Source organism: Pelatocladus sp., assembly GCF_059505505.1.
Genome location: NZ_JCACKS010000222.1, coordinates 1 through 19,711 on the forward strand (window position 1 = coordinate 1; position 19,711 = coordinate 19,711).

The following is a 19,711-nucleotide window of genomic DNA, read 5'->3' on the forward strand; positions in this document are numbered from 1 at the left end:
AAAAATTGGTAAATATGACACTATACCATAAAACTTTTTTGCAAGAGGTCTAATAAAGCGATACTCTGTAGGAGTGGCTAGCGCGATCGCGTAGCGTTCTGTGGAAAATCGTATACACATGATAATCATGCTGGTAATCTGCAAACTTTTAACTTCATGAGTTACTTCCGTCCTGCTATTGATGCGATGACTGGTTACGTTCCCGGAGAACAGCCGAAACTGGGAACTAAAATTATTAAACTCAATACTAATGAAAATCCTTATCCGCCGTCACCAAATGCACTTAATATCCTCAGAACCTTAGATGGCGAATGGTTACGGCGTTATCCTGATCCTTTTGCGCGTGAATTTTGTGCAGCTGTAAGTGAAGCTTTGGATGTACCCGCCGATTGGATTATTGTCGGTAACGGTAGTGATGATGTGTTGAATGTGTTGATGCGTGCTTGTGCGGAAGGACGCGATCGCAAAGTTGTTTACCCTATGCCAACTTACGTTTTATATCGTACCCTAGCAGCCATGCAACCTGCGGAAGTTGTGGAAATTCCCTATCCCCAAGATTTTAGACTGCCGATTGATGATCTGGTTGCTGCTAAGGGCGCGATTACGTTTATTGCTTCTCCCAACAGTCCTTCTGGTCATTGTGTACCGTTGGATGATTTACGTACTTTAGCAGGGCAAGTTTCAGGAATTGTGGCGATCGATGAAGCGTATGTTGATTTCGCTGAATATTCTGCCTTACCGTTGGTGCAGGAATTTGAGAATGTGATTGTGTTGCGTACTTTATCCAAAGGCTACTCTTTGGCAGGTTTACGGATGGGTTTTGGTATTGCCAATCCCAATTTACTGACAGGGTTGTTTAAAGTCAAAGATAGTTACAACATTGATGCGATCGCTACTATGCTTGGTGCAGCAGCAATGCGTGATCAAGCTTATAAAAACAATTGTGCCGAGAAAGTTAAAATATCACGAGCAAAGCTGAGTGTTGAGTTGAAGAACTTGGGTTTCAATGTTCTTGATTCACAAGCAAACTTCGTCCTTGCTACACCAGAACAAAGCAATGCAGAACAACTTTATTTAGGATTGAAGGAACGAGGTATTTTAGTACGCTACTTCAAGCAACCAGGATTAGACAATAAACTGCGGATTTCAGTTGGTACAGATGAACAAAATCAAATATTAATTGAAGCTTTAGTTAGCTTGATCAATTCCCAGTGATTACCTGAAACAGTGCGATCGCATTATATGCTGAGTGTAAATTGCACTGAGCATTGTAATATAGCTTTTTTATGGTAGTATTAGTCTGTTGTATGTGCGTAATTGAGCAGTACAAGGGCGTGTAGCTCAGTGGATAGAGCGTCAGATTCCGGTTCTGTAGGTCGGGGGTTCGAATCCCTCCACGCTCGTTTGTGAAGTACCCTAACCTGCTTCGCCGAGATAGGGGCATTCCGCCAAATTAGGGTAAAATCTCAATCAACAAATGATGGCTCTGACCTTGATCAACAAAAATTGGTAAGAGCCTAGCTTTTTACAGCAGTTTTCAAGTAAATGAGGTACATCTCTGATTGAGTGAAAAACTTTCTTATAATTTATGACCGAATAGTCTGTACCTCATAAACCTGCAATACGCTGTATGTGATTAACTTTCTGAGCAATCAAAATTACCTGTGCTTTAACAACAGCCATAAATGACCAACTAACTACAAAATATTTGTCCTTGCTCCTTGAATCTTGAGCGACGCTAGGTCTTGCTTAACAGCCAGAAATAGACAATTTGTGCTAAAATTGTAACAAATTATGGCAATTATTCCAGCTTAGTTTGTAATAATTTTGCTTATTTTCGCTTTAATCGCTAAAACTAGCCATTATTGGAGTTTTTTAGGTTATGACAACCTCTCAGGAGAGGATTATCCCTACAGATCTGCGAAACGAAATGTCCAGGTCTTACCTGGAGTATGCCATGAGCGTCATTGTTGGACGGGCGCTACCAGATGCCAGGGATGGTCTGAAACCTGTCCATCGGCGTATCCTCTACGCTATGCATGAGTTGGGGTTGACCTCAGACCGTCCCTTCCGTAAATGTGCGCGTGTTGTGGGGGAAGTTTTGGGTAAATATCACCCCCACGGCGACACAGCAGTGTATGACGCCTTAGTGCGGATGGCACAGGATTTTTCCATGCGATCGCCTTTAATTGCAGGGCATGGTAATTTTGGCTCTGTAGATAACGACCCTCCGGCGGCCATGCGTTACACCGAATGCCGCTTGCAAGCTTTGACTAGCGATGCTCTGCTGCAAGATATCGAATCAGAAACCGTAGATTTTGCCGATAACTTCGACGGTTCCCAGCAAGAACCGACTGTGTTACCCGCACGATTACCACAGTTGTTATTGAATGGTTCTTCGGGGATCGCTGTTGGGATGGCAACCAACATCCCGCCTCATAATTTGGGTGAGTTGATTGATGGGTTAGTAGCAGTGATTCAGAACCCAGAAATAACTGATACCCAAGTAATGCAGTATATCCACGGACCTGACTTTCCGACAGGCGCTCACATTCTTGGTACTGCGGCGATCAAAGAAGCTTACACCACTGGACGCGGTTCTATAACCATGCGCGGTGTAGCAAATATTGAAACCATCGAAATGCGAGGACGCCCAGAAAGGGAAGCAATTATCGTCACCGAGTTACCCTATCAAACCAACAAAGCTGCATTAATTGAGAAAATTGCCGAGTTGGTAAACGACAAGCGCATCGAGGGAATTGCTGACATCCGAGATGAAAGCGATCGCGATGGGATGCGAATTGTCATCGAACTCAAGCGCGACGCCTATCCCCGTGTAGTTCTGAACAACCTCTACAAGCAAACGCCCCTGCAAGCTAATTTCGGGGCCAATATGTTGGCGTTGGTCAACGGTGAACCCCAAATCCTCACCATCAAGCAGTTTCTACAAGTATTTCTGGATTTTCGGATCGAAGCGATCACCAGACGCACCCAATACGAACTACGGAAAGCTGAAGAACGTGACCATATCTTGCAAGGGTTATTAATTGCCCTATCTCACCTCGATGCAATTATTGCCTTAATTCGCCACGCTGCTGATACACCAACAGCCAAAGGAGAGTTAATCACAACTTACGGACTATCAGAAGCGCAAGCAGATGCAATCTTACAAATGCAATTGCGGCGATTAACAGCCCTAGAAGCAGATAAAATCCGCCAAGAACATGAAGCATTACAAGCTCAAATTGCCGACTTGCAAGATATTTTGGCAAAGCGTGAACGGATACTGCAAATTATCGAAACCGAAATCCAGTATCTCAAAACTAAATTTGCTACACCTCGGCGGACGTTAATTACTCACGGCGAAGGCGACTTAGAAGACATAGACCTAATCGCCAACGAAAAAGCGATCATTTTAATTACCGAGCAAGGTTATATCAAACGGATGCCCGTTAACACCTTTGAAGCACAAAACCGTGCCACCAGAGGTAAAGCGGCTGCCAAAGTCAAAGAAGATGATGGCGTCGAGCATTTCTTGACCTGTTGTGACCACGATAGTCTGTTATTCTTTAGCGATCGCGGTGTGGTTTACTGCCTTAAAGCCTACCAAATTCCCGTAAGTTCCCGTACCAGTCGCGGTACAGCAATTGTGCAGATGTTGCCAATTCCCAAAGAAGAAAAAATTACCTCCATCGTACCCGTCAGCGAGTTTACCAGCGATGAGTATTTGGTCATGCTCACCAAAGGTGGCAACATCAAGAAAACCGTATTGGAAGCGTTTAGTCATATTCGTGCCAACGGCTTAATTGCCATTTCCCTAGAAGAAGGCGATCAACTACGCTGGGTACGACGGGCAAAAGTCGAAGACAGCGTGATCATTGGTTCCCGTCAAGGTATGGCCATTCACTTCCGTTGTAACCATGAACAACTGCGTCCTCTCGGTCGTGCTACTCGTGGTGTGAAATCCATGAAACTCAAGGCTAAAGATGAACTGGTAGGAATGGATATTCTACCCGCAGCCGTTCTAGATAATTTGACTCCTGTCTCAGAAGCAGAAATCGAAGCAATCGAAGAAATCGAAACCGAAGAAATCGAAACCGAAGAAACCCCAGAAGTACCAGGTAACGGTCATGACGGACCGTGGGTACTGATAATTACAATTGGAGGTTACGGTAAACGCGTACCCGTTGCCCAATTCCGCTTGCAAAATCGGGCTGGTCAAGGTTTAATGGCAACCAAATTCAAAAACCGTAAAATCAAAGACCAACTAGCCAACTTACACATTGTCAATAACGACGATGAAATTATGATGGTTACAAGTCGCGGTATTATCATCAGACAGGCAGTGAATGCAATTTCCGTCCAATCCCGTTCTGCCACAGGAGTACGCGTACAACGTCTAGACGAAGATGATGTGATTACAGGAGTAGCGATCGTTCCCCCCGATACTGGTGATGCGACAGAACCAGAGTAAGAAAGGACACGGGAACAAACAGACACGGGGACGAGGAGAAATATTTACTCTCAGCCTCCGTGGATCTGTGCTTCTGCGTTTCGCGATCGCCGCCTTTAGCGGTATTTTGATGGGGCTGACCGTCGCCCCCATCAATGCTTGGTTTTTAGCATGGTTCGCCTTAGCACCTCTATGGGTGTTAGTAGTTAATTCTGCAAAACCAAAAATCCCACTTCTGTCCATCTCTCTAGCTTGGGGTATTGGTTATCACGGTTTCGCCCTATCTTGGATCACAGGAATTCACCCCATGACTTGGATGGGGGTTCCTTGGCTAGCAAGTTTGGGAATAGCTGTTTTTTGTTGGGTATTCATCACTCTCTGGGGTGCTGCATCTGTGGCGGTGTGGGCAACAGGGATGAGAATTATTTGTTATTCTATCCCACAACCCTACGTTCGTGTTCTCATTGGTACTGCCTTATGGTGTGGTGTCGAGACAATATTGAGTTGGGGAGCATTATTTTGGAGTTCTATTTCTTACACACAAAGTCCGTATAATCTCGCAATTTTACATCTTGGTCAACTTTCCGGTCCCTATGCCGTAACAGCAGCGATAGTCGCTGTGAATGGTCTGATTGCAGAAGCTTTTATTAATTGCGATACACGCGAAGCGCCTTGGCGGTTCGTGAATAAATATCTAATTACTGCCACAGGATTATTAACCACCCTACACCTGATTGGTTTTGTCTTATACACCCGTCCCCTGATTCAACCACCAACCGCAGCCCTGAAGATCGGAATTATTCAAGGTAACATTCCTAACCAAATTAAGCTTTATCCAGAAGGCCTGCGTCGCGCTTTAGAAGGCTACACTACTGGGTATCTAACCTTAGCAAATCAAAAAGTAGACGCAGTACTAACGCCAGAAGGAGCCTTACCTTTCTTTGAGCAAAATATCATGCGTAGTTCCTTAGTGGCGGCGGTGCGATCGCAAGGAGTGGTAGCTTGGATTGGCGGTTTTGGACAAAAGGGAAAAAGTTATACAAATAGCTTACTAACTGTCACAAAAGATGGTAAACTCTTTAGCCATTACGACAAGGTGAAGTTAGTACCTATTGGTGAGTATGTCCCATTTGAAGAACTTTTAGGCAGTATTATTAGTCGTTTGTCACCACTGGATGAACACCAAGTTCCTGGTTCACCAAATCAAATCTTTAATACGCCTTTTGGTCGTGCGATCGCAAGTATTTGTTACGAATCTGCTTTTCCCGAAGTATTTCGCTATCAAGCTCAAGCAGGCGGACAGTTTATCCTCAGCTCATCTAATGATGCTCATTACAGTGCATCAATGCCAGCACAGCATCATGCCCAGGATATCATGCGGGCAATTGAAACTGATAGATGGGCAGTACGGGCGACGAATACAGGATATTCAGCTTTTGTAGATCCTCATGGGAGAACAAAATGGATATCTGGACATAATACTTACGAAATTCACGCTGAAACTATTTATCGCCGCCAGACACAGAGTTTATATGTGCGTTGGGGTGATTGGTTAACGCCGTTATTATTAGTATCAGCTGGGGGAATATGGCTGATTAATTTTTTGATTGTCCAACTCTCACGCAAGCAGGAGTTGAACTAGCAGTAGGGGGATCAGGGTAAATTGCTAAAGTATGATATTGGGGAGCGCCAGTATCATAAACAATTTCAAAGGTGTATAACTTATTTTTTCCACCTCCTTCAGTAACTACTGTTAGGAGTGTTTTATCGGCGTTAGGTAGACCAGGAATATTTATTTTTTCAATTCGTCTGAGTTGAATTACATGTGCTGCGGAGTTTTTACAATCTCCGGCGTTGTTATTACGATCTGGACCAAACTGCATACACATTGGCCCATCAAAATCCATTGTCACTTGGGATGGGTCGTTTAACCAAACTTTTTTAATTGTTTCTCCAGCTGGAATAAAACTTAAATTTGTCCCTTGCTGAAACCAGACGTTGACAGTAGGTGTTGCTCCCCCTAAACCTTGTGCTTGACAAGAAAACATGGAACGGAGAACAGCATTATTTGCCAAAGCACGACCTGCTACCACAATGATTGCAACAGAAAAAATTAGGGAAGCTAGATTATAAGAATTTTTTGGGGGTTTGAATTGCAGGTTAATGTGATGTTTCATCTCATGTCCACTTGAACACTCATACTATCCGTTGAGGTCGATAATTGATAATTGGTAATGACAAATGACAAATGACAATTAAAGCTGAATGGTTTGATTAATATATATTTCTATTTCTTTTCCTGCTGGTAAAAACCAAATATTAGTGCGTTGCATTGCTTGAGAAATCGCTTGTTGATTACGCTGAGTAATTTGGGGAACTACTGTTTTCACACCACCTTCGAGAATCCCAGCCAAGAGATTGCGTCGGGGATTATTGTTGCTAACAATAGTACCTGTAGTTGTGGTAGTAACTTGCGATTCTGTACGATTAAATAACTCTGCGGCTTTCCCAACGCCTCCCAATACAAATTGTTGAGCATCAATCATGGTGGTGGATGTTCCTTTTTTATATTGGTTAGCAATTAAAGGTTTTCCAGCCGAGGCACGAATTAAGATAGCGTTTTGTGGTAGATTTTGCTCTGTCAGGTTGCCATTGTTTTCTTTAACTAATTTGATTACATCTAACTGCACCAAACCCTGCTCAGAAATAGAACTAACTTGAGTCAACAACTCAGTTTTTTCTGGTAATACAACCTCACCATCTATAGATTTTAATGGTTCTTTTAAACGAACTACAAATACATTTTGAGGACTGTTATCTTTCTTATTATTATTGTTAGTCGCTCTACTAGTTTCTCCAAATACAGCAGTAGCTAATACGGCTTTGACACTAGTTCCTACTCTTACAGAGTTTGGACTATTTGGTTGTGCTTGACTAACAACAGAACTTGGTGGTTCTGGGGTATTATCCTGGGATTGAGAGTTGGTCGTTTGTGGCGGAACTTTGGTATTTTGTACAGGTACAGGAGTTGGACGATTTACATTGGTGTTATTAGGTGTAGCAACAGCTAATACTTGACCATAGCTACCCAATTTCGATAATCTGGACCATTCCTGCAATGGATCTGGTGTGGGTTGGGGAGTAAATTGAACTGTTGGTTGAGTTTCTGGTGTGGGAACTACAGGTAGCGGGGAAGTAGGGTTTGGTGGAGTTTGGGGTACTGTAACAATCCGCGTTACTACCTTTGGTGGCATGTACACTGTTTTTGTAGGTGTAGGTGTTTTTTGCAAAGCAATTTTGGGTCTGTTATTTCTGGAATTTTCCTCTTGAGAAGTTGGTTGTCGTGATGTGACTTTTTGAGTTCTTAGTTGTTGCTGTGCTAATTTTACAGCTTGCGCTTGTTCAGCTAAGGCTAATTTTGTTTTTAGAGTCTCTAATTCTCCTTCTAGTTGTTGCAAGCGCGTTTCAGTGCTTGTTTGCGGCGTTTTTGGTGAGACTATATTAGTTTTTCTAGGTTTTTGATTGCTAGTATTCATCATCTGTGATAAAAAAGCACCAGCCACTAAAACTAAAGCAAAAGTGGTAGTCCCTACCAAGGCTAATTTAGCAAAAGGATTTGATGAGAAGGGCTGCTTAGTGGAAATTTCTGGTGCTGGGGAAGGTGAAGGTGAAGATGATTGTGGTAAGTTGAGTGCATTTTCTTCTGCTTCTGTTTCTGTTTGTGTTTCAATGGTTGGAGACTCTTGTTCAAAGCCAACCAATTTCGCCATTTGCAGTTCCCAATCAGATAATCCTAATTCTGGTTGGTAATTCTCATTGATCGGAGTATCTATATTTTCTGGATGAGTTTCTGAAGGAATAGAATATCGAGTCATAATAAAGCTTTTGTTTAATCAGGAGCAGTTTTTATCTTTGATGTCACATATATTGTAGATTTCTAGTCTAGCTTCACCGATGCGGTAAGCTGCTATATGCCAGGAAAGTGGTAGATCCGGTAATGTCACTTTTTGATTATCTATGGCTTGGATTAAGATTTGTTTATTAAATGCGATCGCTTTCCCTAATCTATCAGAATTGCTAAATATTAATTGATTCCCTTGCAACTCTACTTTCCACTTGCCATTAGCAATTTTTACAGGTTGAGAAATTCTTTGAATAATCAAAACACTTTCAGCACCGCGATTTTCAAATTGGTTGACTGTATTTGTATTAAGAATCTCGGATTGAAATTTTTGCTTGACGTCATTCGTTAAAAGTTCTGAACTAATTTCCCATATACTTTCCGGTGGTTGCTGTTTAGACCAGGTTAGCATTAAGGTCATTGTTTCACCGACGAAACGCCGGATTGTGTCTGGATATCGTTCTAAATTTTGTGTGGGATCTGCTGTAATAGCACGACCATCAGCGAGTTGCACTAAACTTTGAGGAGTTAATTGCTTACTTAGCTGCTGCAACATAGAACCGTGGAACATTAGTACGAGCAATGCAAAAATATTTAAACCAAAAGTTCCAACAGCAAACAATGGTAATATACTACTTTTTCTTTTATTTTCTTGTTTAAGTAACTGCATGAGTTAATTCTATTAAATTACATTTAAGAAGATGTTTTAAAAATCTTCCTAGAGATTGTAAAACGTTTTATAATTCCCTAAATCCCCCTTACAAAAGAGGAATTTGATGGGGGTTTTGAGGATGAATAAGTGCCTAAGTTCACAGTCAATCACTTTTCAAACAACCTCTAACATGAATTAAATTCTGACCAAAGTCTAATTATTTTTTATTCCCTCACAAAGCTATCTGATTTTGTTTCAATTCCACACTGCTTTAATTGCTCCTGAGTTAAAGTATTATATTGATCCAACAGACATAAATTACGGATTTCATAAATTTCTAATTTTTCTGCTCGCGTACTATAAATTGCTTTTTGCAAAACGCTGGTAGTATCATCTAGCGGATAAGGAAAATAATCGACTGCTTGCACAAGTAAATCTTTATTGAAGGGGATAATTATTTTTCTTCCATCCGATTTTTTGGTTTGGATCAAGTCAGCGACTAAACCAACTCGCCACTTACCAGGTTTAATTTTTTGAGGAGGGTAAACCCGCTTAATAACTATTTGTGCGTTTATTGCTTGGCTAGAATTATTAGTGAAAACTTCTGGTGGGGTCATCGCTGCGATTTCACTTAAAAAACCTTTGCGAAAATCTTCTGAGATCGCAAAGCTAGCAATCCAACTACTAGTACTAACTTTTTTGCTATTCCCTTCAGATGTTGGTATAAGTATGCCTAAATCTGGTTTGGGTTTGGTTACTTCTTCAATATTTTGTGGTGGAAGTTTACCAGACCAATTAAAAATTGAGGTCATGGTTTTACTGACAAATTGGCGAATTGCTTCTGGATCTCTTTCCAAGTCATCAGTAACAGTTATCGCTTGACCATCTCTTAATTGTACGAAGGAGGCTGGTTTTCTCAGACTAAGTTGACGAATTTTTAAACCTTGGAATGCTAATAAAAATAAAGCCAACAACTGCAATCCGAAAGTTGCGATCGCAAATGTAGTCAAAAGATTAATTGTTCGCTGCTTTTTCTCTAATAGGCGTACCATTATATCCTCTCTTTTGCCAACGCAGCTGTATTACTAATTGCATTAAATACCGCAAATCCCCCCGCACCAGCTAAAAGCAAAGATACTATTGGTGCTAAAAGTCCCAAAAAAATCATGAACCACATTAAATCAGGATCAGCAGTTGCATCTTCACCAGGGCCATTAACAATCACTGTGGCAGTTAAAATTGCAATTATAGTGAAGGAAATTTTGGCAATTCCCAACGATAAAAATCCAGTCATCCAAGCAAAAATTGGTTTACCAGCAACAGGTAGCAAAGAACCTCCCACAGCTAATGGACCCAGGGTAGCTACCAGCAACATCGTAGCTTCGATTAAATTTTGAAAAGCATATTGCAAGGAAATGAGAAAGTTTTTGATACTAGTTTGGACTGTGGAACCTAACAGAGAATTAAATGCATTTTCCGATACGCTACTGCTGCTATATGCAATTTGATTAATTTTAGTTTCTAATCTACTAATCCAAACTTTATCACCATATAAATCTCTATATGTATCCCAAAGAATCTGAGTTTTGTCTTTGGCTCTCACAAAACATTGAATCTGTTGTTCACCTGTTAATGACTGGCAAGGACGCAGCATAGAACCAGCGACTTCTTCAGCAACACCCATATTCAATGCTTGCTGGTAATTTTTATTAGCATCTGCTGTGGTGATTACTTGCTGATTCACTGTATTAATAAAATTTCTCATTCCCAGTGTGAGATTTGATAATACACTACCACTTCCTGTATTGGTTAGCAGTATTACTACTATAAAAGGCCAAATCAAAGCAGAAATTGGACGGGAATATTCACTATAAATTACATCTCGAAGCCATTGTATCATGAAAAACAATAGGGTGCCGACGGCGAAAAATACACCCAGATTTGTTAATGCTCCATATAAATTTTCACTAGTATTATTTTGTAATAAATCTAGCCATTGATTATCCCAACTTTCCGAAATTGTTTTAGCAGTCGTGAAACCACTATTGAGAATATCGGGGATATCAGGGATATTAGATTGAGCAAGATAAAAGTGGGAGAAAATAACAATGTTCATTTTTTTACTTTTAATTCATCTCTATTAGATGAAATCAAAATTATTCTCTTACCAATAACAAATAACGCAATTCACTCATTGTTCAAACGCTCTTCCAAATAAATCTACTTGAGAAGTATTTCGTAAAAGTCTAGATGCTTCAGTGGAATTATCTACTCTGCGGGCGCGATTATTTTCTTCTACTTGCTGGGAGATGTTAGTTAGGTTTAAATTAGAGTATTGTAGAAATTGGTTAGTTTGTATTGTTTGTGATAAATTTTCACCTGATATTTTTAAGTCTTCGCGCTGAATTCTAATACCTTGCTGTTGTAAAATACCTTGATTGGCTCCAAGAATTGCTAATATTTTATTAATAGGATCTTTGGCATCTTCAGGAATTAAAGCTGTAGCTTGATCTAGTAAGTCCTGGCTTTCTTGATCAGTCTCTTCAGAAGATTTGGCAATTTCTTCCAAAGTTCTTTCAGTCTCTTCTAATTTTGTTTTTAATCTCAGTTGTCCATTTGTACCCAATAGTCCAGATGCTGCACCACGGGTAATTAAGCGATTAATTTCATTGCTAACTAAATTCGCTCTCACAGTGGAATTATTATCAAATTTATCGCCGGAAGTATAATACCAAATTGTGCCATCACGAATGATTTCTCCGGCGGCGTTGGGGTTGGGTATGTTTAATTCTCCAGTGGAACTATCAATAGCACTTTGAGTCTCAGATTCTAATGGTTGTAATGTTTCGGTGAGATTATTTCTGAGATAGTTTTGTAAATCTGTGGCGTAGGATTGAAAATCTGTCCAAACTTGACCAATATCTGCCATTGCTGGTAGGATAATTAAGAATGACAGAGGAATAGACAAAAAGATTATTTTTTTCATAGTTTCTACCTAAAAAATGGTGTGCTGATCAAGAATTTTGAGTGCGTCTAATAGAGTTTTACTGATTACGAACACAGATGCACACTGATGAACACAGATGAATTTATATTTGCATTTAAGTTTGTAGTAAGGTTTAGATTTTTTCAGGCTAAAGCCTTTACTACAAACAAGCTATTTAACCGCGTAGTGATGCTACTAGTTGACGTGCAAATACAGAAACTGCTTGATATTTATCTTCGTGTGTTTGCATCGCTTTTTGACGTGCGGATTGTTCTTGGGGATTGTTAGCTACTACTGCTAATTGTTCGTAACCTGGATAGTAGCGACAGAATGTATAAATTCCGTTATCATCTAATAACCATTGGCTATAAACTCCTTCTTTGCGAGGGAAAAAGCTTTCAGTTGCATTGCGGGCAATGACTTCACGGGGATATTTGAGTATACTGGTGAAACTATCAACGGCTACTGGCTGAATTCGTCCAACTAATCGTGTAGTTAAGTTTTGTAAGATTTTTGATGATGCTTTAGATTTGGCAATGGTATCGGGGTCTTGGGCTGATAGTATGACTCTAATTCCAGCTTTGGCACCGTTGGCACAAATTCTTCCTACTAAGTCAGAAATTTGGTCGAATTCAAACAGAATTGGTGCTTCATCAATAAAGAATATAGAAGCAGGACTACTTAAAGCGCGGCGCAATGCTGCGGAATAAGCGCTTAAAGATAGGACTGCTGCGTCTTCATTGTCTGCGAGATTTCGCAAAGCAAAAACCAAAAGTTGTGCGTCGGTGGGAAAACTAGAAGGTGCGGAAATAGCTTTTCCTACCCGACTAGAGAGCCAAAATCGCAAGCGCAACTGAATTTGATTTAAGGCGTCTTCAACTCTACCTGCGATCGATTCTAGTTGTAAATGTTCTGGAGAACAAAAATACAGAAAATCCCTTAATGTTGGGGTTTTTTGCCAAGCTAAACTCCCAAATCCACCAGCGATCGCTTCTTGATATCGTTCTTTAATACCTTCATCAGTAAAGAAGGCTCCTAAAGCTAAGTTTAAAAGCGATCGCACTGTTTGCGATAATAGCTGACTTTCGGTTGATGATCCCAAAACCATTGTCATCAAGGCTGATTCGAGGAAGGCGATATAATCTAACATGCGATCGCGCTGTTGTTCTGGATTCAACAAGCGTAGATCCGGCTGTTCAAATAAGTTATTTGATTGTTTGGAAATATCAAAATACGCTCCATTCCTCTCCATAAAATGTGTATAGTCGGTGAATGTAGACGTACCATCAGGTTTGGGAAAATCTAATGCGACTACAGGAATTTTATAGGCTAATGCTTGAGTTAAAATTCCTGACACTAATACTGATTTCCCAGCACGGGTGGTGGCAAAAAGTGCTAAATTTTTATGTTGGTTGAATAAATCCAGATGGACTGGTGTTCCACCTTCCTCGGCGATTAATTCAAAACCTTGGCGATCGCCTGCTTTAGTTAATACTAAAGGCATTAATCCTGGTACTTCACTTGTTAAATATAACTGACGTCGGTTAAAAGGTCTTGCCAATAAACTTTCCCAGACTATCGGTAGAGTTTGCAACCAGATTTTCCAAGAGTATTCTGTTTCTCTAATTACCCGTGCTGGACGCTGAAAACAGTTTTCGATATATCTTGTCGCTTCATCTAATCTCTCTACACTCGGACGATGCACCAATATAGCTATACCTGCGTAAATAGGTACTGCTCCCTCATACAATTGTTCTTGGGCTGCTACTGATTTTCTTAACTTTAATTGGGCGCTAACATCAATAGTTCTACTTTTTTCCTGTGCTAACAAAGCCGTCATATTTGACTGCTTGAGTACTCGTTGCAGTGTAGTTTTGACTATAGCTGGATTCGCTGCACTTAACTGACAAAAAATCTCTGTGTCTATGACATTTTCTCTAGCTAGCAGTTCCCAAAGATAACGTAACTGAGCAGTTTTACTTGGCCAACCACCGGGTTTTTCAATAAAAGTCATGACGCCAATATATTTATTATTAACGTGAACCCAACGGCGATCGGCAGAAGGAACATCAGACTCAATTAGCAAAGTTGTACTGTGGATATTCTCAATCAGTAATTTGGTACTAGCTAAATCTGAATAAGCTTGTTCATGTAATCCGTTTTCATCTAAAGTTAATAATTGCGGAATTTCTATTGGTTGAGTGTCATTAAATCTTCTCCAAGCTTCTCCCCATAATTCTTCTGTATTTAGAGGTTTAATATCTAACCCCATTTTATTAGATAATATTTGTTCCCAACGACAAAAACCATTTTTATAGGCGTTAGTAATAATTGTTTCCAGGCGTTGATTTTCTACTTCTGCTAAATCACCTTTAAATTTCAACCACCAAGTTTCGCCTTTAGCTAATAATTTTTCTATCCAGTCATCTGTATTTGTAGAATCTGGCTCAATCGTATAAGTAACGTAAATTCGCAAAAACTTTGGCTTGCGAATTCCAGAACGCGTGAGTTCTTGAATCCTTGCTCTTTCGGAAAGCAATAAATATTTAATATCTGGTGATGGAGTTTTTTTGACTAAAGATGCTAACTCTTGTTGTCGCTGTTTATCTGAGCCAAAAGACCCTAAATGCAAGGTCATTTTCTCACCTTCGGGAATATCTTTTAACCCAGCTTCAATATTATTGAGAATAGTATTGATCTGTTCTGATCTTAACGTCGTATGAATTCCTTGACAGTCAAAACCAAAAACAAAACAAAACCGATCTTTTTGGTTTCCTTTCGCCAAAATATAAGCACCGATATCGCGTCCTTCAAGTGAGACACGTAGCATTGTTGCTAGATGTAAAGCGTCTTCAAAGGGCGTGAATCGTGCTTCACTTGTGCCGACGCCGATGCTTTGTTTTCCGATTTTTTGCTTCATGGTTAATTTCCAATAAGCTTTGATAACGAGCAAAGCCTCTAGTCCAAGTGGGAACACCAATAAATTTACTTAAGAAACGCCAACTCCTACCACCAGTTAAGATCCACCAAGTCGCCATTCCCCACCCAATAATTAGCAATGTCCACAACCATTTTTGAAACTCATCTTTGAAGAAACCACCAAAAATTCCATTAATGATGAAGTAGGATACTAAGGCTATTACCGTCCAAGGTAGAACTTGATCAGCAGGAATGGGACCGAGTGAAGGTTGAGCGCCTAAAATTTGATTTACTGGTCGAAATTCTTTATCTGGTTCTTGAGACATGACGAATTTCTCAGCGATTTTTCATCTTAATTTGAGATGAATTAATTATTGTTGATTATTACTATTGGAGTCACCAATGACAAAGGCAGTAAGGACATCAGCGATAGTAACTGCTACAACAACTAATAAAGGAGTTCTAGCAACACTTTGCCAGTCTTCATCTTTACGAACTGCATTAATCACACCAATCAAAGAAACAGCTATATATAGCAAGTAAAGAGCGCGTAGCACATTAAATACTAAACTAACTGCTGCTTGAGTATTGTTGCCTGTATCTGCACCTTGTGTGAGAGTATTTTTAAAGAAATCTTCTGCTTTTTTAAAAAATTGTGCTTGTGCTGGTTCTGCGAAATAGTCTAACCAGAACAAACTGAAAATTAAAGCGACCCCTAATATTTGCAGCAAGATAATGTATCGCTTTGGTAGATTTACCTCGTGTCCAATTTTATGAATGATAACTGCGACGAAACTACCAAAAACTAAACAAAAAAGTAGAATAGGACTTTTGAGACTTATAACACTTAAAAATACAGCGCAAGCAATTATAAATGGAACAGATTCTAATAATTTAATCCGCCATAATTCCAAAATACTAATCAGTTTATAGGGTATAACTGCTGCCTTTTTATCAAAAAGTCTCAAAAACTTTCTCTGATGAGAAATTTGCCTAGACATTCGTAAATTTCCTTTTTGTGCATTACAACTAAGTTCTTGTCTTCGATATCACAATTTAACATAAATCAACATTTAAATTAAAATTTTCTCAAATTCAAAGTAAAGTATTATACATTTTATTTTAATATTGGCTGAATAAACACAATTTATTTAATGAATTTTTGAAAATAGACTCAGAACTATTATGGTTCCACAAAATATTTTTCTAATTTAGTAATTAATCACCTGAACTTAGCATTTGGGAAGTTTAACAGACTTTGTGCAGGAGTTGAGCAAAGGATAGTTTTTCCTTTCCTTTTTGCTGTATAGCATGTCTGAGTATGCAAAAATCAGGTGTTAAGTACACAAACAAAATTAATTACATAAGCTGTTCAGCATTTAAATCGAGCGAGCAATCTCGACACAGTAAGCAGTATAGCTCTCAAAAATCCTAGTTTAAATGCACATCAGCTTATTCTTTCTGCTGTTCCTCGTTAAGAGTTCCCTAACCTCCACTTGTAGCTTTAATTTTGCCTAACCACTTAGGATTGTGGATTAAATAACCTATGGTCTTCTTTGTATTGTCGCTGATTAACATTTATTAAAATCATGTAAATTCTCGAAATGTAAAAATAATTGCTTATTTAACGAGCGCTTCACTTGAATTTAACCGCCACTTGATAGATTTCACCTCAAAAGAGTGAAATTGCAAGGATTAAGAGCAAGTGTCTTTCTCACGACGTAAGTTTATATCTCTGGCTGGTGTAACTGCTGCTAGTGTAACAGTGGTTTCTCCGCTAGAAGCTTTCTATGCTAGAGTTGCCCGTGGTCAAACCAGAAGAGGTATTGGTTATGGCGCGCTTAAACCCAAGTTACCTGTGAACTACACAGAACTAACTAGTACTGTCATTGGTGATCTTAGTCGTATTCCTCTGTTGGAACTTCCACCAGGCTTTAATTACACCGCGATCTCAATTGTCGGTCAGACTATGAGTGATGGTAATCCCGTTCCAGGTGATCATGATGGCATGGCAACTTTTGTTGGCCCTAGAGGTACCACTATCCTGATTCGGAACCATGAATTAGACGCGAATGAGAATGAATTTGGTAATACTAGTGGAGTCATTGCACCACCACAGAAGAAGTATGACCAAATTAATGCAGGTGGTACTACTACTCTTGTAGTTGGGCCAGCGCGTCGATTGATTAGAGATTATGCTTCTTTAGCTGGCACAATTCGTAACTGTGCTGGAGGCCCAACACCTTGGGGAACCTGGATCAGTTGCGAAGAAACCTTCAACAGGGGTGATGTGGGTGTTGTGCGTCATGGTTACAACTTTGAAGTTCCTGCTAATGTGGAGATCGGTTTGGCAGATCCCATACCTCTCAAAGCCATGGGACGTTTTAGTCATGAAGCTGTAGCTGTAGATCCAAAAACTGGTTACATTTACGAAACAGAAGATCGTGGAGATAGCTGCTTTTACCGTTTTGTTCCAAGTGTAGGTAAAGTAAATGCACCTGGACAATTAGCCCAAGGTGGTAAGCTTTATGCTTTAAAAGTTGTAGATAAGCCCACCCTCAACACCACAAATAATCCCAATAATGGTGGTTCTATCGGTTTAGTTTCCGTTGGTGTACCACTCAAAGTAGAGTGGGTTCCCATTGATAATCCTGATCCTGATGTCGAGAACAAAGCACAGGGATTAGGAGTCCGCTACGAAGCCCAGTCTAAAGGCGCGGCAATTTTCTACCGGGGTGAAGGTGCCTGGTATGCTAAGGGTTTAATTTATTTCACTGCAACTCAAGGTGGCCCACCTGCTGTGGATAGTACGGTAGGTAATGGTCAGGTTTGGGCTTATGATCCTGCGGCAGAAACAATTACATTACTTGTTGAGGCTGAACCGAGTGGTGAACTACTTGATGAGCCTGACAATATTACTGTAGCTCCCTTTGGAGATCTCTTCCTCTGCGAAGATGGCGGTGGTGAACAATTTGTTGTTGGTGTTGATACTAAGGGAGAACTTTACCAGTTTGCGCGTAATGCCTACAACGAAAGCGAGTTTGCTGGAGCATGTTTTTCTCCTGATGGTCAGACGTTGTTTGTCAACATGCAAAGTCCTGGTATCACGTATTGCATTTGGGGACCTTGGTTACGTAAAGGTTAAATAGTTTATACAGCTATTCCCTGTTCCCTTGAAAAAGTTTGGGCGATCGCATACTTATCTACTTGTTAAAAAATGAAAACTCGACTCAGTCGGCGTTTGTTTTTGGCTCTTAGTACGATCAGTGCCAGTCTAGTTATAGGGTCTAAATGGCTGAAACCAGCTCTGGCAACATTTGCTACTGAGCAAGACGATACGGTTCAATCAGGAGATGTAACTGACACTAGTGTGATCATCTGGGCGCGTAACCATGCTGAAACCAATGCTCGGCTTTTGGTTGAAATATATACATCGCGTCGGTTCCGAAGATTAGTATTAGTACAGACTGTGAAAGGGCCAGAAGTGGGTGCGAACACAGACTACACTGGCAAAGTTGATATTTCACGGTTGCGTCCTCACCAAACTTATTACTATCGGGTGCTTTGGGAAGATAGTCAGAACAAAACCCAAAAAGGTGGAGTAGGTATTTTTCACACCGCACCCACTCCTGTTCAAACCCGTCCAGTCCGGTTTGTCTGGTTAGCAGATTTAGCTGGTCAAGGCTGGGGTCGTAACCCCGACTTAGAGATCACTACTGCTGAAGGTGATGTCATTAAGGGAGGATACGTCGCCTTTGAGGTGATGCGTAAGTTTGAGCCAGATTTTGCTGTATTTGTTGGCGACACTATCTACGCTGACAACGAGATTCCCACCCAAAAAGACATCCCTGTCGAAGTTGGGGGCGGAACTTGGGTGAATAATCCAACCAAAGATTTTAAAGCAGTCTCTTTGGAAGAATTTCGGGAAAACTGGAAGTATAACCTGGGAGACGAAAAATTCCGACGTTTTTTGGCACAAACTCCTGTTTATGTCCAATGGGATGACCACGAAGCCGTCAACAACTGGTATCCAGGCGAAATTTTAACAGAAGCACCTTATAATGGACTGTCTGCTGATGTTCTCGCCCAGAGAGCCAAGCAAGCATTGTTTGAATATAATCCCATTCGCGGTGAGAAGATTTACCGCAAGTATCAATATGGTAAGCATCTAGAACTGTTTTTGTTGGATGAGCGCTCTTATAGAGGACCGAATCCTGAAAACAACAATCCTAATGGGATTGAGATGCTGGGACAGGAACAATTTGCATGGTTGAAAAAAAGTTTAAAGGCTTCCCAAGCAACTTGGAAAGTCATTTCATCAGATGATCCCTTTTCTCTCGTCACAGGCGGAACAAGCGATCGCGATGCTTGGGGTCAAGGTTCACTAGAAGTTTTGGGTAGAGAAGTCCAATTGAGCCAATTGCTGCAATTTATCAAAAATGAGGGGATCAAGAATGTCGTTGTAATTACGGCAGATGTACACTACGCAGCAGCAATTTCCTATGAACCGGAACGGGCTGTCTTTAAAGACTTTAATCCTTTCTGGGAGTTTGTCGTTGGCCCAATTCACGCAGGCGCTTTTGGTCAAAATGAACTCGATCCTAGTTTTGGCCCTAAATATGAATACGTAAGAGCGCCGCAAACTGAAACATCTCAACTTCCCCAAAATTTACCACCGCCAAATCTCCATTCCTTTGGCTTGGCAGAGGTGAATTCTCAAGGTCAACTAATAGCACGTATTCACGATATTACTGGTAAGGTTTTGTACGAAAAGGTACTCGAACCCCAGAATTAATCAAA

The 19,711-nt window shown here is 40.4% G+C and carries 14 protein-coding genes and 1 tRNA gene; 6 read left to right on the forward strand and 9 right to left on the reverse strand.

The genetic code is table 11. The features are described from left to right. Nucleotides 1-156 precede the first annotated feature (156 nt). From hisC to lnt, 4 genes are all read left to right on the forward strand, one after another. The gene (hisC, locus tag AC5JMK_RS20500) at nt 157-1,215 is read left to right on the forward strand and encodes a histidinol-phosphate transaminase (protein ID WP_096677717.1); all 1,059 of its coding nucleotides are present in this window, start codon (nt 157-159) and stop codon (nt 1,213-1,215) included. A gap of 115 nt (nt 1,216-1,330) precedes the next feature. Further along, nucleotides 1,331-1,403 (forward strand) — tRNA-Arg (locus tag AC5JMK_RS20505). A 479-nt stretch (nt 1,404-1,882) separates the two neighbouring features. Then, the gene (gene gyrA / locus AC5JMK_RS20510) at nt 1,883-4,474 is read left to right on the forward strand and encodes a DNA topoisomerase (ATP-hydrolyzing) subunit A (RefSeq protein WP_096677718.1); all 2,592 of its coding nucleotides are present in this window, start codon (nt 1,883-1,885) and stop codon (nt 4,472-4,474) included. Next, a complete protein-coding gene (lnt, locus tag AC5JMK_RS20515; RefSeq protein WP_495910910.1) occupies nt 4,455-6,095 on the forward strand; it encodes an apolipoprotein N-acyltransferase in 1,641 nt (546 codons plus the stop codon). Before gyrA ends, lnt begins: the two co-directional genes overlap by 20 nt. On the opposite strand, the gene AC5JMK_RS20520 is transcribed toward lnt, so the two are convergent. The 9 genes from AC5JMK_RS20520 to AC5JMK_RS20560 all read right to left on the reverse strand — a co-directional run bounded on the left by AC5JMK_RS20520 (nt 6,049) and on the right by AC5JMK_RS20560 (nt 15,912). Further along, on the reverse strand, nt 6,049-6,630 hold the full coding sequence (locus AC5JMK_RS20520; protein WP_495910911.1) for a hypothetical protein: 582 nt from the start codon (nt 6,628-6,630) through the stop codon (nt 6,049-6,051). The genes lnt and AC5JMK_RS20520 overlap by 47 nt on opposite strands. 78 nt (nt 6,631-6,708) lie before the next feature. After that, nucleotides 6,709-8,328, reverse strand: a complete 1,620-nt coding sequence (locus AC5JMK_RS20525; protein WP_495910912.1) for a TrbI/VirB10 family protein — start codon at nt 8,326-8,328, stop codon at nt 6,709-6,711. 18 nt (nt 8,329-8,346) lie between these two features. Continuing rightward, nucleotides 8,347-9,024 (reverse strand): hypothetical protein, encoded by a 678-nt coding sequence (locus tag AC5JMK_RS20530; protein ID WP_096677722.1) that lies wholly within the window; start codon nt 9,022-9,024, stop codon nt 8,347-8,349. 206 nt (nt 9,025-9,230) lie between these two features. Next, entirely contained in the window at nt 9,231-10,058 is an 828-nt protein-coding gene (locus AC5JMK_RS20535) for a hypothetical protein (RefSeq protein ID WP_495910913.1), read from the reverse strand. Beyond that, complete coding sequence (locus AC5JMK_RS20540) at nt 10,058-11,122, reverse strand: hypothetical protein (protein WP_096677724.1); 1,065 nt, start codon at nt 11,120-11,122, stop codon at nt 10,058-10,060. Before AC5JMK_RS20540 ends, AC5JMK_RS20535 begins: the two co-directional genes overlap by 1 nt. 75 nt (nt 11,123-11,197) lie before the next feature. Further along, entirely contained in the window at nt 11,198-11,992 is a 795-nt protein-coding gene (locus AC5JMK_RS20545; RefSeq protein WP_495910914.1) for a hypothetical protein, read from the reverse strand. A gap of 175 nt (nt 11,993-12,167) precedes the next feature. After that, on the reverse strand, nt 12,168-14,912 hold the full coding sequence (locus tag AC5JMK_RS20550) for a putative type IV secretion/conjugal transfer ATPase (protein WP_495910915.1): 2,745 nt from the start codon (nt 14,910-14,912) through the stop codon (nt 12,168-12,170). Next, the gene (locus tag AC5JMK_RS20555; RefSeq protein WP_096677727.1) at nt 14,866-15,237 is read right to left on the reverse strand and encodes a hypothetical protein; all 372 of its coding nucleotides are present in this window, start codon (nt 15,235-15,237) and stop codon (nt 14,866-14,868) included. Before AC5JMK_RS20555 ends, AC5JMK_RS20550 begins: the two co-directional genes overlap by 47 nt. Nucleotides 15,238-15,282: 45 nt before the next feature. Next, the gene (locus AC5JMK_RS20560; protein ID WP_096677728.1) at nt 15,283-15,912 is read right to left on the reverse strand and encodes a hypothetical protein; all 630 of its coding nucleotides are present in this window, start codon (nt 15,910-15,912) and stop codon (nt 15,283-15,285) included. A 704-nt stretch (nt 15,913-16,616) separates the two neighbouring features. Here AC5JMK_RS20560 and AC5JMK_RS20565 point away from each other — a divergent pair. Both AC5JMK_RS20565 and AC5JMK_RS20570 read left to right on the forward strand, forming a co-directional pair. Continuing rightward, complete coding sequence (locus tag AC5JMK_RS20565; protein ID WP_495910916.1) at nt 16,617-18,056, forward strand: alkaline phosphatase PhoX; 1,440 nt, start codon at nt 16,617-16,619, stop codon at nt 18,054-18,056. A gap of 72 nt (nt 18,057-18,128) precedes the next feature. Then, nucleotides 18,129-19,706, forward strand: coding sequence for an alkaline phosphatase D family protein (locus AC5JMK_RS20570; RefSeq protein ID WP_495910917.1), 1,578 nt, complete (start codon nt 18,129-18,131; stop codon nt 19,704-19,706). Nucleotides 19,707-19,711: the final 5 nt, after the last annotated feature.

Bases quoted from the DNA above. Each gene is read 5' to 3' on its own strand.
- AC5JMK_RS20530 (WP_096677722.1), bottom strand. From the start codon at position 9,024: ATGCAGTTACTTAAACAAGAAAATAAAAGAAAAAGTAGTATATTACCA.
- AC5JMK_RS20545 (WP_495910914.1), bottom strand. From the start codon at position 11,992: ATGAAAAAAATAATCTTTTTGTCTATTCCTCTGTCATTCTTAATTATC.
- lnt (WP_495910910.1), top strand. From the start codon at position 4,455: ATGCGACAGAACCAGAGTAAGAAAGGACACGGGAACAAACAGACACGG.
- gyrA (WP_096677718.1), top strand. From the start codon at position 1,883: ATGACAACCTCTCAGGAGAGGATTATCCCTACAGATCTGCGAAACGAA.
- AC5JMK_RS20535 (WP_495910913.1), bottom strand. From the start codon at position 10,058: ATGGTACGCCTATTAGAGAAAAAGCAGCGAACAATTAATCTTTTGACT.
- AC5JMK_RS20540 (WP_096677724.1), bottom strand. From the start codon at position 11,122: ATGAACATTGTTATTTTCTCCCACTTTTATCTTGCTCAATCTAATATC.
- AC5JMK_RS20550 (WP_495910915.1), bottom strand. From the start codon at position 14,912: ATGAAGCAAAAAATCGGAAAACAAAGCATCGGCGTCGGCACAAGTGAA.
- AC5JMK_RS20555 (WP_096677727.1), bottom strand. From the start codon at position 15,237: ATGTCTCAAGAACCAGATAAAGAATTTCGACCAGTAAATCAAATTTTA.
- AC5JMK_RS20525 (WP_495910912.1), bottom strand. From the start codon at position 8,328: ATGACTCGATATTCTATTCCTTCAGAAACTCATCCAGAAAATATAGAT.
- AC5JMK_RS20560 (WP_096677728.1), bottom strand. From the start codon at position 15,912: ATGTCTAGGCAAATTTCTCATCAGAGAAAGTTTTTGAGACTTTTTGAT.
- AC5JMK_RS20520 (WP_495910911.1), bottom strand. From the start codon at position 6,630: ATGAAACATCACATTAACCTGCAATTCAAACCCCCAAAAAATTCTTAT.
- hisC (WP_096677717.1), top strand. From the start codon at position 157: ATGAGTTACTTCCGTCCTGCTATTGATGCGATGACTGGTTACGTTCCC.
- AC5JMK_RS20570 (WP_495910917.1), top strand. From the start codon at position 18,129: ATGAAAACTCGACTCAGTCGGCGTTTGTTTTTGGCTCTTAGTACGATC.